General features: G+C 57.9%; 15 protein-coding genes. All 15 read left to right on the top strand.

Annotation, left to right across the window (positions count from 1 at the left end):
• The first annotated feature begins 15 nt into the window (after window positions 1–15).
• Window positions 16–1407: a phage portal protein gene (locus ACLI1L_RS04000; protein WP_411708119.1), complete on the top strand. Its 1392-nt coding sequence runs from the start codon at window positions 16–18 to the stop codon at window positions 1405–1407.
• A 21-nt stretch (window positions 1408–1428) separates the two neighbouring features.
• Window positions 1429–2280: a hypothetical protein gene (locus tag ACLI1L_RS04005; protein WP_411708120.1), complete on the top strand. Its 852-nt coding sequence runs from the start codon at window positions 1429–1431 to the stop codon at window positions 2278–2280.
• 118 nt (window positions 2281–2398) lie between these two features.
• Entirely contained in the window at window positions 2399–2947 is a 549-nt protein-coding gene (locus ACLI1L_RS04010) for a hypothetical protein (RefSeq protein WP_411708121.1), read from the top strand.
• 26 nt (window positions 2948–2973) lie between these two features.
• Window positions 2974–3339 carry a capsid cement protein gene (locus ACLI1L_RS04015; RefSeq protein WP_411708122.1) on the top strand — a complete coding sequence of 122 codons (366 nt, stop codon included), beginning with the start codon at window positions 2974–2976 and terminating at the stop codon, window positions 3337–3339.
• 12 nt (window positions 3340–3351) lie between these two features.
• Entirely contained in the window at window positions 3352–4266 is a 915-nt protein-coding gene (locus ACLI1L_RS04020; RefSeq protein WP_411708123.1) for a major capsid protein, read from the top strand.
• A gap of 2 nt (window positions 4267–4268) precedes the next feature.
• Window positions 4269–4652, top strand: coding sequence for a Gp19/Gp15/Gp42 family protein (locus ACLI1L_RS04025; RefSeq protein WP_411708124.1), 384 nt, complete (start codon window positions 4269–4271; stop codon window positions 4650–4652).
• Window positions 4652–5005 (top strand): hypothetical protein, encoded by a 354-nt coding sequence (locus tag ACLI1L_RS04030; protein WP_411708125.1) that lies wholly within the window; start codon window positions 4652–4654, stop codon window positions 5003–5005. The genes ACLI1L_RS04025 and ACLI1L_RS04030 overlap by 1 nt, the downstream gene beginning before the upstream one ends.
• A 161-nt stretch (window positions 5006–5166) precedes the next feature.
• The gene (locus ACLI1L_RS04035; protein WP_411708126.1) at window positions 5167–5397 is read left to right on the top strand and encodes a hypothetical protein; all 231 of its coding nucleotides are present in this window, start codon (window positions 5167–5169) and stop codon (window positions 5395–5397) included.
• Window positions 5397–5753 (top strand): hypothetical protein, encoded by a 357-nt coding sequence (locus tag ACLI1L_RS04040; protein WP_411708127.1) that lies wholly within the window; start codon window positions 5397–5399, stop codon window positions 5751–5753. Before ACLI1L_RS04035 ends, ACLI1L_RS04040 begins: the two co-directional genes overlap by 1 nt.
• A 59-nt stretch (window positions 5754–5812) precedes the next feature.
• Entirely contained in the window at window positions 5813–6454 is a 642-nt protein-coding gene (locus tag ACLI1L_RS04045) for a hypothetical protein (RefSeq protein WP_411708128.1), read from the top strand.
• A gap of 179 nt (window positions 6455–6633) precedes the next feature.
• Window positions 6634–6948: a hypothetical protein gene (locus tag ACLI1L_RS04050; RefSeq protein ID WP_411708129.1), complete on the top strand. Its 315-nt coding sequence runs from the start codon at window positions 6634–6636 to the stop codon at window positions 6946–6948.
• Between the two features lie 152 nt (window positions 6949–7100).
• Window positions 7101–7391 carry a hypothetical protein gene (locus ACLI1L_RS04055; RefSeq protein WP_411708130.1) on the top strand — a complete coding sequence of 97 codons (291 nt, stop codon included), beginning with the start codon at window positions 7101–7103 and terminating at the stop codon, window positions 7389–7391.
• A 36-nt stretch (window positions 7392–7427) separates the two neighbouring features.
• Window positions 7428–13820, top strand: a complete 6393-nt coding sequence (locus ACLI1L_RS04060; protein WP_411708131.1) for a tape measure protein — start codon at window positions 7428–7430, stop codon at window positions 13818–13820.
• A gap of 19 nt (window positions 13821–13839) precedes the next feature.
• Window positions 13840–14610, top strand: coding sequence for a hypothetical protein (locus ACLI1L_RS04065; RefSeq protein WP_411708132.1), 771 nt, complete (start codon window positions 13840–13842; stop codon window positions 14608–14610).
• Window positions 14601–15509, top strand: coding sequence for a hypothetical protein (locus ACLI1L_RS04070; protein WP_411708133.1), 909 nt, complete (start codon window positions 14601–14603; stop codon window positions 15507–15509). The genes ACLI1L_RS04065 and ACLI1L_RS04070 overlap by 10 nt, the downstream gene beginning before the upstream one ends.
• Window positions 15510–15512 lie beyond the last annotated feature (3 nt).

A 15512-nucleotide genomic window follows, 5' to 3' on the forward strand; every position in this document is an offset into this window, starting at 1 on the left:
TGGGAGGAGGCCGTGGTGCTAAGGCGTGATAAAGCAGAGCATGCGGTGCGTGAATTATTGTCCACGCACGTGGCCGAGCGCAGGATTTTCGACAATATCCATCAGTACATGGTGCCGTGGGATAGTGCGACGGCTACAGCTCGTGTTGGGGCTACGGTGCATTCTAAGAACCGTGAGCAACATGCTGAGTTAGCGCGCATGTCTGTCGCACCGTTCGTGGCCCTGGTGGTGGATACGTATTCGCAGTCGCTGAAGGTGGATGGTTTCTATTCCGCCGAGGGGGAGCAGGCGGATGCGTGGACGTGGTGGCAGCGGAATAAGATGTCAGCCCGTCAGACTGGGTTGCATCGTGCGGCACTGACTTATGGTACGTCGTATGCTTCGGTGCTTCCGGCTGCTGATAATGCTTTGCGGATTGGTGTGCATTCGCCGCGGCGTATGGTGACCTTCTATTCCGACTCACTGGGGCTTCCAGGGGTGCCGTCGTCGGATGAGTACCCGATGCTGGCGCTTGAAATCGGCGACCGGTACATGCGCATGTTCGATGAGGAGCATGTGTATTGGTTCGGTATTGAGCATGCGCCGCAGAAAGTAGGGGATTGGCTTGATAGGACCTATTACTCCCCGACGAACCTCGTGTTTCAGGAAGCCCGTCCGCACAATATGGGCGCGGTGCCTATCGTTCGATACCAGGACCGCATGCTTACTGATGGTGAAGAGCGCCGCGGCATTGTGGAGCACCTACTCGGTTTGCAAGACCGCATTAACCGCACGAATTATGAGCAGGGAGTAGCGCAGCATTTTGCCGCGTTTAAGCAGCGCTATGTGATTGGTTGGGTGCCGGAGAATGAGATGGAGGCTTTCCGCCAGTCAGTGGCTGATACGCAGTTCTTTGATGACCCTGATGTGAAGGTAGGGCAGTACGACGAGACGGACTTGTCGCGCTATATTGAGTCGCGGCAGGCGTCGGTGCGTGATTTCGCGGCGCTGGCGCAGGTTCCCGCCCAGTCGTTGGGAGCGAATGCGATTAGCAACATTTCGGCCGACGGCCTGGCAGCACTTGAAACGTCGAAGGATAGGCAGGCGGCGGAGATTCAAACTTCGCTTGGAGAGTCGCACGAGCAACTGTTGCGTTTATGCTCGCATGCTTCTGGTGATGAGGACGGCGCCGCAGACTTTGAGGCGGAAGTGACGTGGGAGGAAACTTCGTCGCGTTCGTTCGCGCAGACCGTGGACGGTTTGGGCAAGCTGTCGACCATGCTGGGCATCCCGCCGGAGGAATTGTGGTCGGATATTCCTGGGTGGACAAAGGAGCGTGTGGAGCGTGCCCGCTCAACCGCACGTACATCGAACCTGTTTAGTGGTATCGCTGATGCTGGCGACGCAGCGGAAGGGCTGCAGCTTTAATTACTGTGAGGTGGTGAGGGGATGCCGCTGGCGCATGTTCGCAACAACGATGATTCGCTAGCGGTCGACATCAGCCGCCTAGTGAATAAAGCTCTGGCTACCTACGGTGTTCCGGTCACTGTGGAGCAAGTAGAGGAGCTGGTGGATATTTTGTATCCGCGGGTTATTCGCATGCGGCGCGTATCGTGGCGCACCCACGTGGTGGAGCTTGGCCGCCAGGCCGCAGCCGTCGGCGTGGAAATAAAGCCCGAAGCCATACGGCCCTACCCGCGGAAAGCCCTGTTTGATGCCATCGCGGACGTATCGCGCCTATCCCCGGACTCGTCGAAACTACACGTGATGATGTTGGATGAGGAGTCTAAAAAGCGTGTTATGCAAGCCGTGAGCCCTGATTTTTCCAACCGTATGGATTCGGCAGTTAAGGCGCGTGTCGCTGGTGAACTTGGCCGGCGTTTGTCGCGCCATGTTGTGGATGCGGGGCGTAGTGCGGTGGCGGATGCAGCACATAACGGCACGGCACGGTTTAAGTCTGGGCTCCCTGCCCGTGCCGGGTATGCGCGGGTTTTATCCGGGCGTGAGTCATGCGCATTTTGTGCCATGCTGGCCTCTCGAGGGGCGGTGTATTCCGAAGATACTGTCATTCGCCGTCGGGATGGGCGCAGGTACCACGATGGCTGCGATTGCATCCCAGTGCTCGTAGTTGATGGCAAACCATGGGAAGGGCAAAAGGAAGCAGATGCCCTGTATGCGCACTGGCGTGAGCAGACATGGGCGGACGGCAAGCCGTCTCCTGCGCAGTTTAGAAAGTGGACTGAGTTTATTTCTTCCGGTGGTTTGAGCACCACTGATTATTCGCCGTTTGGCGGAAAGTAGCGCTACCAAGGTTGGCGATGTTGGGGTTCAATTCCCCTTTAGCGCACCACCCCCACACCACATTGGTTGGTGGCGGGGGCTTTTTCATGCCCAACCCAGATAACCCAGGAGGTTACCGATGGCAGAAGAAACTACCGCCACCACCGACGACCAGAATGCCGCCGAGGTGGCAAACGAGGATAAGGCCCCGGAGGCCGACAACTCGAAACCGGAACGCAGCGCAGAGTCCTACCAGCAGGAGCTAGAAAAGCTCCGCAAGGAAAGCGCCCGCTACCGCACCGAGCGCAACGAACTACGTGCCGATGCGGAAAAGTACCGCGAGATTCAAGACGCGGAAAAGACGGAACTGCAACGCGCCCAAGAAGCCCTGGAGGCCGAGCGCACCAAGTCCAACCAGTTCCAAGTGGAATTGGCCCGTTCCAAGGCCCTATCCAAGTACGGAATCTCGGAGGAGAACGCCGACCTGCTGGGAAGCGACCCGGAGAAGTTCGACGATAACGCAAAGCGCTTAGGCGAGTTGCAGGCGCAGGCCGCGAAGCGAGCCACACCGCCGTCTGACTATCCAGTCGAAAATCTCAAGCCGGGTGCTTCCTCGCGGGAGGATGCGCCGGACTATTCGTTCCCTGCGTCGTGGCCGGTTAACGGCAAGTTTGCACAACATAACTAATTCCCATTCAAGGAGGGATTTTTGTAATGTCCACTGTTGTTCATTACACCCCCGCCCAGAATCCGACTGTGAAGGCGCAGGCGGACCTGAAGGCGGGTACTTTCGTACAGCTCGCTGGCGACATTGATGGCCGCAACCCCGTTGCCAAGCCCGCTGGTGCCGGTGCCCTAGTTTTCGGCGTGCCTGCCACCGACGTAGCTAAAGATGGCTACGTCATGGTGTACCGCGCAGGCCACATCGTTGAAGTTGAGTCTAATGGCGCTATCGCCGCCGGCGACCCGGTAGCCGCTGCAGCGTCCGGCAAGGCCACCAAGGCCGCGGAAGCCGCCCCGGTGGTAGGTATCGCCGTGTCTGCCGCTGCTAATAACCGCGTCATTGTGGCGCTAAAGTAAGGAGAAAGAAAGATGGCTGATTTCACTTTCCCACTTTCCCCAGCCCGCGTTAACGACGAGGGCACTATCACCACGTCCATGCTGGTGCAGGAACCAACCCGCTTGTCTAGCTACGTGGCGGAACTGACACAGGCAAACCTGGTTTCCCAGTTCCTGTTCACCTCTACCGCGGCAAACGGTGGCGCCATCATGTACGACCGCCTCGAAGCCAACATGGCCACTGCTGCGGAAAAGCCGGGTGTTATTGCCCCTGGTGCGGAGTTCCCAGCGTTCTCCACCGCGCAGGGTAAGCCGGTAGTCGACCCGGTCGTAAAGACCGGTGGTCACTACGACCTGACTCGCGAGGCAGAAAAGCGCAACGACCCAATCATCTTGCAGCGTGGAGCCAACCGTGTGGCCAATACGATGGTCAAGGACATTGATGACCGTGCCTTCCAGGTTATCGACGGCGTCATCTCCACCATGGATAATGGCCTGAAGTTGGAGTCTTCTGGTTGGGCCGCCGCCGGTAAGGTCACCGCATCCAATAAGACTGCGCTGACTGGTGAGGGCAAGCTCATTGATGATATTGAGGAAGCCAAGCTCAAGATTGAGGAAACCAACCTTGGCTACATGCCAGACACCCTCGTTCTGAAGCCACGCGACGCGAAGAACCTTCGCGCTATTCTCGGCGTCGACAAGTGGCAGCAGATTCTGTCCACCCTCGGCATCACCCTCTACGTATCCAACACCAACTCCCTAAAGGAAGGCGAAGGCCTGCTGCTGCAGCGCGGCGCGGTCGGTGTCATGGGTGTTGAGGACCCGATCTCCACCGACAATGAGTACATCAAGGGCCGCCAGGTGACTCGCTTCTACACCTGGGCGACGATGGCGTTTGGTGTTACTGACCCGTTGTCTGTGGTGAAGCTTTCCGGTTTGGAGCAGTAGTCATGGCGGCGTTTGCAACTAGCGACGAGCTGCGCGCACGGTGGTCGCTTGCCCCCGAGGGGGACCAGGCGAACGCCGTACTTGAAGATGCGTCCGTGTGGCTGCAGGCCATGTACGACCTGCCGGATAATCCATCAGAAAAGCTCGCTGCTGTTCTGCGGATTATTGTGTGCTCGATGGCGAAGCGTGCTTTGCAGTCAGAGAACACTGACCACATGGAGTCACTGTCACAAACCGCTGGTGCTTTTTCTCAGTCGTCGTCGTTTCGCAATAGTGAGGGCAACCTGTTCCTTACAAAGGCGGAGCGGGAAATGCTGGATAAAGCGCTCGACGATGAGTTGAACCGTGCCCGCGGTATGCGAACCGTTGAGGCGGTGAGCTGGTAATGGCTTTGGATGTTCCACTGCGGTATTCCGTGGTGCGTATTCGTCGTGAGCAGGTAGGAACAGTTGATGAGCTTGGCAACGATGTTGTCGAAGATGTGGAATCCTCCGCGCCAGTCATGGTTGCTGGGTGGGCGATGCCGCAAACTGACGAGCCGAAGCTCGCAGGGCATGAGCGACGCACTGTGAAAATCGAGATGTACGCCCCTACGGGGGAGTTTCTCGTAGGAGATGCGGTGCGCCTACCCGAGCGGAAGGACGTTCTCGAAGTCGTGGGCGAACCCGAAAACTACGAGCGCAACCCCTTCGGGTGGGCACCTGGATTAGAGGTGGTGAACCTTGCAGGCATCGAATAGCTGGCTACTCATCGAACGGTCAGATGGAAACATCGACAAAGTTCAAACCTCATCCCTGTCTTTCGACGGCGGCTCGCTCATCTGCTTCGCAGACGAAGCACAGACCAAAGTGAAAGCCGCGTATAGCCCCGTCGGCTGGGCTAATGTGAGGTGGTGTAGCCGTGACGAAATACCAGCCCAATAAAGCCGGCCTACAGGAACTCCTTCGCGGTAGCGCCGCTAAGCAACTTGTAGTGCAACATGGTGAGGACATTGCGGGGCGCGCTGGGGACGGATTCGTACTTTCCACCCAGCAAGGACGGTCTCGTTTCCGCGGCATCGTTTATGCGGATACGTGGTCAGCCAAGTGGCGGGAAGGGCGAGAAAACGTGCTAGTGAGGGTGCTTGGCTAATGGGTATTTCAACACAGGCAATTGCCGTCAAGTTATTAGGCGATGCACTTGGGGTGCGCGTGTCAACGCGTATGCCCGACCCGGAGCCGAAGCAGTTTGTCATCGTCTCCCGAATTGGTGGTGGCGCTGATACATGGTCGACGAAGGCACCGCGCTTCCTCGTGGAGTGCTACGCCCATAGCGAAGTAGCCGCGGAGAAACTAGCCGATGATGCATGGGACGCATGGCGAGGATTCCGCAGTAACCAAGTTACTTGGGCTTCTGTGGACAACAATCTCACTCGTTATGACGACCCCGACAGTCGGTTCTCTCGATTCCAGTTCACCGCCCAACTGCAACTTAAGCGCACCCAATAGGTGCAGCTGAACCTTTTCTTTCAGGCCCGGTCCAACGATTCTGAAAGGAAACCTGACACATGGCTGTCAACATCAATAACGCATTCGTTGGTGCTCCCCCAATTGACGGCGGCGTGTACTTCAACGCCCCACTGGGCACTAAGCTGCCGACCTCTGCGACTGAAAAGCTCGATAAAGCATTCAAGGACCACGGCGCGGTCGGCGAGGATGGCTTCAACGTTAACCCGGCTCGCGAGTCTTCCACTGAGAAGATGTTCGGCGGTGAGGACTGGGTAGACCTCCAGACCTCCTACACCGAAACTGTCACCCTCACCTTCCTCGAGGAAGATAACGAGGCAGTCATCAAGTCCCTTTTCGGCGCCGACAACGTGGAGACTAAGAACGCCACGAACTCTGAGGGTAAGAAGACCACCATCTACCACACCTCGGAGCGTCTGCCGATTCAGTCTCACGTGCTCAAGGCCGTGTACGGCGAAAAGGCAAAGACCTACGTCATCGAGCGTGGCCGAATCACCACCGTCGAAAAGACCGCGGATGTTCACTCCGCGTCCACCAAGTACAACGTGACGATTACCGCGTTTAAGGGCACTGACCCAGAGCGTAATTACGCATACGTCACCGAGTACCGCGACGACGGAACCCCGGCAGACGCCGAAACCGCAACCCCGAACACTTCGGGCGTCGCGGGCGCTGCAGCGTAGCAACCTCCCCTGGGCGGAGCAGCAGGGGTTAAACAATCCTGCTCCCACTTCTCACCCGGCAAAACCATTGAGGGAAAACAATTCCCTTTGGACCGGGCCTGCCCTCAACATTTGCCGGGTGGGCTCAAACTTTAGGCCCGGTCCCTAACAACCCAACATTCGAAAGGCTTGGTCCACCCATGGCTCTCACCGTTTCCACCAGCTTCGACAACATCGAAGTCATCATCCCCGCCGCAACCGGCAACAAGACCGTAACCCTGTCCCTCCCACCGCTGGACTGCTTCGACCCTAAGACCGTCGAAGAAATCGAAACCAGCCTTGCGGACGACCCCAAGGTAGGCAAGAACCCCACCGAGGCACTGCGATTCCTACTGACCTACTTCGCTACGAATAAGGCACAGAAGGAAGCTATCGCTGGTTTGAACGGACGCCAGATTAACGAGATTGACAAGTACTGGCAGGAAGAGTCTGGAATCACTGTGGGGGAATCCTAGCCCTCCACCGCTTCCTCACATCCCGCGAAGGTCTGCTTGACGCGGTAAGAGCAGACCTTTTCACCGCTGGCTGGTCTTTCTCCCAACTCGGCCGCACATTCACCTGGAGTGACCTAAAAGCATTCCTACGCTCACTTCCCGCAACATCCAACGTGCATAAGCTGCTGAATCCCGAGTCTGCAGAGCTCGCAGAATGGTCGACTCCGCAAGTCAAGATGTTGGCCGCGGCACATGACTCTCTGCTTCGCACCTATCTCATGGCACATGGTGTTGACGTAGAGAATCTACCTCCGCATGGCCTGTGGTACGCGATAGTTTCTTCTTTCACGGAAGATGGCGCGGATTCGCCGGGGGAAAAAGAGACCGAGGAGAAAAAGACGCCGCCACGGTTAAAGACCAGCGCGGATATTCGTGCGGCTGTGAGGGCTACCGAAAAGAACTAACCCGTGTACCCCCCCTTTGAAAGGTAGGCATCGCTCATGGCCGAGCTCGGCGTCGGATACATCAGTATCGTCCCAGAAGTCTCCAAAATCTCCCCCGGCATTGCAAAGGCCCTGGGTGCTGCTGAGCCACAGGTCGAAAAGTCCGGCGACTCTATGGGCAGCAAACTTTCTTCCGGTATCAGCCGGAAGCTCAAAGCTTCTGCCATCGGTATCGGTACCGCCGCCGGCGGTTCAATTGCCGCTGGCCTAACAAAGGGCTTCGGCCGCCTGAAGGCTATTGAGGGCGCCGAGGCGAAGCTCAAGGGCCTGGGCAACAGCGCCGAAACTGTATCCGGCGTGATGGACAATGCGCTGGCTGCTGTAAAAGGCACGGCTCACGGACTGGGGGAAGCCGCGTCTGTGTCTGCACAGATGGTGGCTGCTGGAATTAAGCCGGGCAAGGAGCTTGAGCAGACGCTTACCACCGTAGGTGATACAGCTGCGATTGCTGGCCGCTCCATGGAGGACATGGGTCTAATCTTCGGTTCGGTCGCAGCCCGCGGCAAGCTCCAGGGTGATGACATGCTACAGCTCATGTCTGCTGGTATTCCGGTGCTGCAGCTCCTAGCAGACCAGCTTGGTGTTACCTCCGCTGAAGTCTCGGACATGGTCTCAAACGGCGAGGTAGATTTCGCTACCTTTGAGAAGGCCATGCGTGAAGGTATGGGTGGTGCCGCCCAAGACATGGGTAACACTTTCTCCGGCGCGCTTGCCAACATGGGAGCCGCAGCCGGACGTGTCGGCGCTACCACGCTCAAGCCATTTTTCGGCCTAGCTAAGGACGGATTCGGTGCCGTAACTGTTGCTCTCGACGGGCTGAACGACCGTCTAGGCCCAGTGATGGAGGACTTCGGGAACTGGATTCAAAACCGCGGCGTGCCCGCGGTTAAAGAGTTCGGTAGTTCCCTCGCCGCATTGGGACAGTCTGCCGAGGCGCAGACCATGCTGCAACAGACCAAGAACGCTTTCACACAGATGTGGGAAGCTGGCCAAAAGCTGGCTCCGGCTATCGGGAGTATTATTAGCTCTCTGGGGCAGGCGTCTGCAGCCCTAGGCGTGAGCACCTGGACTGTATTCGTCAGCCTGCTGCAGGCCGCTGGCAGCGCGATTGAAGCCCTAGCTGGGCCACTGCAAACAGTTACCGGATTCCTGGAACAACATCCAGGTCTCGTTACCGCCGCAGTTGCCGCTTGGGCGGGGTTCAAAACCGTTCCTACTATCTTTGACAAGATAAACGGCGTTGTTCAGCCCCATGTCGATTCACTCAAGACGATGGGGCAGGGCGTGAAGGATATTCGCGCCTACTATGCCGACACCGGACGCGAGATTAGCCGCTTCGACGCCGCGGTACAGTACGCGGGTACGTCGACTAATAAGACGATGCAGTCGATGGCGCAAGCCTATACTCAGGCTTCAGTTCCTCTGAAGGATTTGGCGTCTAGCTATCGTGTAATGGGGCAGTCCGCGTCGGAAAATGCCCTTAAGGCTGGTAACTCGTTTACCTCGATGGACTATATGATGCAGAGCGCGGGGCGTTCTGTACAGGCATCTGTTACCAGCATGGCGGGCACGATTAGCGGTGTTGGTGCCGCAGCGTTCTCGGGGCTGAAGTCTGGTGTGACCAACGTGGTTAACGCGTTGGGTGGCCCTCTCGCTGTTGGTATTGGTGCAACAGTTGCGTTGTATGCGAATACGCAGCACGCTGCGGCCGCGTTGGAGGCGGCGCAGAACGCCATGGCGCAGGCGACTCGCGAGTCTGCTGTTGCTCAGCAAGAATTGCGCGCCCAGCTGGCCGGTACAACTGGCGAACTGGACGACCAGGCGCTGGCTTCCGCCGCCAAGGTCGCGAAGGCGGAATTCTCCGAGCTCATTGAAATGGGCGGCCGCGATTTTGGCATTGTTGAAAAGCTCAACATGGCCACAGTTTCGGTCGACAATTTCATGAACAAGATTCCTCTCATGGCCAGTGAGGAACAGAAGGCTCGAGCGGCTTCAACAACTCATAATAAGGAGCTGAAGGAGTCTTACGACGCTCTATCAGAGGCGGCTGAGAAGTCGAATATCCCGATGGAGGCGCTTAGCGAAGTTGTTGCTAAGGGTGGGCCTGAGTACCAGAAGCTGATTTCGTCGCTGCGTGAGTCTGGCAATGCAGGTAATGCCGCTGCTGACCAGCTGGAGGGCGCTCGCGCTAAGGTTGAGGGGCTTGTTGAGTCCGCGCAGCGTGTCGACCCGGCTGCGGCGCAGGCTGCCCACGGCATTGAGGTTCTCGCTGACGCGGGTTCCTCTGCCGAGGAGAAGCTGACCGCGCTTGAGACGGTGCTGCAGGCTATGGGGCTTGCTCCGAAGGACGCTGAGAAGGCCATGATGGATGCCGCAGATGCGGTAGACAAGTTGGTCGAGTCCACCCAGAGCCTTGAGGTTCCGGCGAACGAGATGGGTGCCGCACTGTTCAATGCAGACGGTTCTCTCGAAGTTACGAACGATTCTGCTCGTCAGCTTTATGAGCAGATGACTACTCTGCATGACCAGATGGTCAACGTCGCTGTTAACGGCGGTGACGTGCAGGGGACGTTTGATAATCAGATTTCTCCGGCGCTCGACGTGCTGGCGGAGAAGTTTGGACTGTCGAAAGAGCAGGTTGCGTCGCTGCGTGAGCAGTTTGGTCTCATGCCTGAAGAGATTCAGACTGTCGTCAACGTCAACAGTGAGGGCGTGTCGTCGGAGCTCGCGTCCATTTACGCGGCGATGTACGACCTAGAAGAGGGCCAGACTATTGAGGTTCCTCTCGCTAGTGATGAAGCTATGGCCGTGCTCGACGAACTCCACATTAAGGCGGAGGATCTTGGCAACGGCAACATGGAGATCACCGCGACCACCGATGAAGCGGAGGAAGCGCTTTCTCACATAACGCAGCTGATGTCCGAGGTTGGCGAAACTGACATTTCGCCAGAAGTGTTTATGGACACCACCCAGCTTGAGGTGTCCGCTGGTGAAGCGAAGGGGATTCTCGATGCCCTTGATATTGAGAATCCGTCGCCGCAGGCACAGCTGATTATCGACAATCTCCTAAACGGCAAGGGTATTGCCCAGGGTGAGTTGGACGCGTTGGGTGCGATGTCGCCCACGCCGAAGGCTGACCTGAATAAGAAGCTGCTGGATAATGGTGTGTCCTTATCCAACAGGGCGCTAGACCAGCTGGGGGTTAAGAAGACCACTCCGACGATTGATGTCAATAACCGCCCTGCGGCTAATGGCATCGAAGCTGTCAAGGGCTGGCTTGCTGGCATCAAGGACAAGGTCGTCAATATTTTCACGCACCGGCATGACAATGCTGCCGATGGTCTGGTGAATTACGGTGCTGCACAGCGGTTTATGGCTGCTGGCGGCGCGCAGCGTATGTCTCAGCAGCCGGCTCAAATTCAACCTGGCGGGCGGTGGCTGACCTGGGCTGAAGATGAGACGCAGGGTGAATCGTTTATCCCGCATGCTCCGTCGAAGCGTAAGCGGTCGACGCAGATTCTGGCGGAGACTGCTGGAATCTTCGGCCTGGGCTTGGTGGACGCTGGCGGCAACCAGATTCGCCGCGACGGCTCGTCTGTAGCCCCCACCTCTGTCACCCACATGGCAGACGGCGGAGTTAGCGCCCATGACGTGCTGAAATTCGTCAAGGGCGAAACCGTTGATGGTAAGCGTGCTCCACGTTCGTTAGAAGGCGCGAGCTACGTGTGGGGTGGCGGACTACTCGGAAGCTGGGGTGACTGCTCCGGCTCCATGTCAGGCATTGGCGCTTTCATTGCTGGTTGGCCGCTTGCCGGGCGCAAGTTTGCCACCGGCAACGAGGGGCAAGTCCTATCCCAGATGGGTGCTAAGAATGGCCTAGGTAGCGGCGCCCGCATGGCATTCGGCTGGTTCAACGGCGGCCCATGGGGCGGCCACACAGCCGGAACCTTATTCTTCGGTGACGGCAAGCGCATCAACCTAGAAATGGGCGGTGGACGCGGCAACGGCCAGATCGGCGGCGCCGCAGCCGGTGCTGACAATGGCCAGTTCACCAACCGCGCCTACCTTCCCCTTGATGGTGGTGTTGACATCGGATTCAGCGATGTTGACGGCACCTACGATAAGGGCGGTCCGCTAGAGGGCATTTCTTCTACGTCCACCAGTGGGTATACGACCAAGAGTGGTAAGTCTGTTTCCTGGGGTAAAGCCCAGGAATACTACGACATGGCGCTCGAGTTCCAGAAGCGGACGCGAGTCCACGACCGCGGCGGAATTATGAAAGATGGCCGCATCGCCATCAACATGTCCGGCCGGGATGAGCGCATCCTCAACCCAATGGAAACAGTGGCCTACGAACGGTCGCTTGATGTATTGCCAAAGTTCGCGGCGTCGTTTAACTCCGCGGTCAACCAGTTCGTCAAGGGTGCCGATGGTGCCCAGTACCAGGCCGTTAAGTACGGCCGAAACTTTGGCGGCGACTATCTCGCTAGTGCGGAGATAGTCCAGGACGCCGAGCAAGGCCTACTGGATACCCGGCGTGCTATCGCCGCTGAAAACGACGATGTGGCACAGCGCGAAAAGGAGCTGGCCGAAGCTAAACGCGAGCTCGCAGAAGCAGAAAAGGAAGGTGGTGGACTTTCCAAGGAACAGAAGCGAAAGCTTGCTGATGCTGAGGAGAATCTGAACAAAGCTCGACGCGAAGGCAAGCCCGACAAGATTGCCGACGCGGAAAAGAAACTTGCCCGCGCCCGCGAAGACGCAGACGATGCTCTGGAGAAGTCTAAGAACAAGAACGCCAAGGCGGTTAAGTCTGCACAGGATAAGGTCAACAAGGCGGAAGACGCTCTTGGCGAAGCGCGTGAGAAAACCGCAGACCAGTCGGACCGGCTTATTGCTGCGGAGCGCGCTGTGGCAGCATCGCGCTACAAGGCCGCGGGCGACATGGCGGAGTCTATTTTCGAGTCTGCATCCAAGGGCTTTATCTCTATTTCGAATTTCTTCGATGAGATGGAGCGTCTTGCAGGCATTGTGGAGCGTACTCGTCAAGAGGTCTCCAAGATGGAAATGCAGCAGCAGACCAATGCCATTGAGCGTTTGCGTTCTTTGGCGGAGCTGCAGTTGCGTGAGCAGGATGTGGCGCGGGCGAGGGCTCGCGGTGCATTGTCTGTTGCTGAAGCTGAGGCAGACCTTGAGGACGCCCGCGACGCCGCCGCTCGAATGGGGTCGACCTCCATTGAGGCAATGTCTGGTGCGATGGACCGCTTCCGCCGTACCGGTATTTTCGCTGTTGAGGAAGTCTCTGAGTCGGTAATTGAGAACTCTGCGGAGGTTAAGGCCGCGGAGTGGGGCGTTAAGGTAGCTCGCGCCCAGGCCGCGCTGGATGAGTTTGAAGCAACGCGTCAGCAGGCGTTGGCGCAGCTCGATGTTGCTCAGGCAACTCTGACTCAGACGGCTGCGGCAAAGATGCTGACTTTGCAGACCCAGCAGCTGCAGGCTCAGGCCGCGCAGTTGTATGGAATGACCGCTAATCAGGCCTCGGGTGCTGCCCGTGGCTTCGGCGGTGTAGGCAAGGTCACTGGTGGTATTGGCAAGCTCATTGGCGGCATTCTCGCCGGCGTTGCTGGTTTCGCGGCTGGTGGCCCGCTGGGTGCGTTGGCTGGTGCTGGTCTAGCCCTCGGTGGGCTCAAGGACACTGTTCAGGGCAGCATTGACATTCATCAGAACAAAAAGGAGATGGGCGAGGCCTGGAAGAACCTTGATGGTGGTTCCAAGGCCGGCATCATTCTTGGTTCTGCTGGTGGTGCAGCTTTGGGTGTCGCCGGTGGTGCTTTGTCCGGCCAGTATGGCACGGAGATGGCTACCGCTGGTGCTGACTTGGGCGCCCAGTTTACCGAGGCAACGATTGGTTCTCTGCAGTACGCAGTGGCTGGGAAGATTGACAAGTTGCAGCGCGAGTCGGAGGACCAGACGGCTGCCTTGCAGCGGCAGACGGACCGCGACCAGCTCGCTCTGGACATGCTCAAGGCTCAGAATGAAGTCGATTACATCACCAAGAAGGATGTTCTGGAGTCGAATCTTGAGTATGCGAAGCTGCAGCAAGACCTGGCTAAGGCCCAGAATGAGGGTGTGATTAAGGCGCTGCAGGATGCGTCGAAGGTGGAGCAGGAGCGAGCTTCGCAGGCACACGTGGAGCAGATGGGAATCATCAGCGACACGAACAAGCACCTGCAAGAGCTCGTCACGTTGACCCGGAATGATACGGGTGCGAATACGGAGACAGGTAAGCAGCTTGCCGCCGCAGTGGGTGGCATTAACAAGCTGTTGCTGTCTTTGTCGGCGCGTCCGTTGTCGACTGCTGACGGTAATCGCTTTGCGGAATCCAGGATTTAGGAATATGGGAGGTTTGTAGGTGAATCGGTACAAGATTCGGTACTACTCGCCGGAGGGGCACGAGTGGGTGCTCATGGGTGATGAGTGGCTGGCTGGTATTAAGTCCGGTGGCGTGGATGGCCTGGTGGGTGATGGTGATGATGTCACGATCGCTCGCGTGGGCGATGTTGGCCAGTCGCTTGATTCCTTTCAGCCTAAGCCGATGACTGGCACGTTGACTGTGTTTGTTCGTGGTGATGATGCTGCGGATGTTGATTCGGTGTGGGCGGAGTTTCGTTCTGGGTTCTCACGTACGAAGCTGGGCACGTTAGTGGTGGAGTCGCCTTCGCAGGTTCTTTCTGCTGGGGTTCGGTTGTCTGGGCCTATTCCTGCGCCGGATGAGGACCCTACGTCTGGTGGTCTTGTACGTGATGTGCAGGTGCCGCTAGTGGCGGATCGGTGTGGGTGGTGGACGGATTGGCAGTCCGCCACGGGTGACGTCACAGTGACGAATTGGGGAGACCTTACTGTATGGCCACAAATCAGGTGGAATGGGTCTCTCGGCACTGTAATTCTTCCTTCCGGGGCGAAACTTACCCTACCGAGGGGCACAGGAGAGCGAATTGTGTCGCTATCCATGTCTCAGGCCGGATTCGTCACCGATAAGGACGGTGCACCGGATTTTAAGCTTCGGGAACAGATGCGTGGCGCGTACCCGGAGGGTGTTCCTGCAGGGGAGAAGCGCACCTACCAAGTACCGCGAGGTGCCACGCTTGAGTGGCAGATAGGAGTGCTTGACCCATGGCGGTAGATTGGGATTCTTACCGACTCCACCGCGCCCAGGTGGTAGCCGACCAGGGGCAGTACGTTGGCCTGCTGGATGAGAACTGCGAGCCACTGATGGACTGCCCACCAGTGGTGACCATGACAGCACCACAAACCAAGAATGCGCCGACGTCTTTGCGGATGCAGTTGTCGGTGCGCGCTTTGGATGGCAGTGTGCATCCTATTTGCGATGAGCTCGTAGCTCAGGGGCTTTCCTCGGCGCGTGGTTCGTGGCTTGACTTGGACGCGGAGGGCAAGGCTCTGACCACTTCGCTTGACGCTAGTCGTTACGTACTTGTGGAACGTGAGGATGTGCGCCGTGTTTACCAAGTCACGCACGTTGCCGCAGAAGCTGGCTGTGAGCTCCCATCAATGATTGAGATTAATGGCGTTGATTTGCTGAAAAAGCTGGCCCTCGTGCCTTGCTTTTCTGCCCCCACAACCGTAGCTGGAAAGTGGACGACATTCACTCGAGACTGGGCAGGTCCCGAGAACGTAGGCGTCATGTTCTCCAAGCCGCGTGACCTGCAGGATTTCAAACTGGTCACGGTGGCCGATGGTGTCACTGTCGACGGGGAAGCCGAGTCGGTGATTCGCCGGCTGGTGTCCGAGTCGCTGGAAGCCACGTGGAAGGCGATGGGGCCGGAGGTAGTGGAATCTCCGCCGATGGTGGTCGACCCCACCCCATCAGGAGTGAAATCGCCCTACATTCTAATCCGCCCCACTGACCGCCCAGTCTTGGAGGAGGTCTCCGCGCAGGCCATAGCGTCAGGTGTTGCATTGAACGTTGAGTTGTGGCTGCCGGGTGATGCGCCCGTGGCGGGATTGGGCCTGGTGAGCCCGACGATGGTGGTGCGCGTACAGCAAACTTTGGAGGTGGAGTAGGTG

The organism is Corynebacterium sp. LaCa117 (genome assembly GCF_046717765.1).
In the GTDB taxonomy this organism is placed as follows: domain Bacteria; phylum Actinomycetota; class Actinomycetes; order Mycobacteriales; family Mycobacteriaceae; genus Corynebacterium; species Corynebacterium kefirresidentii.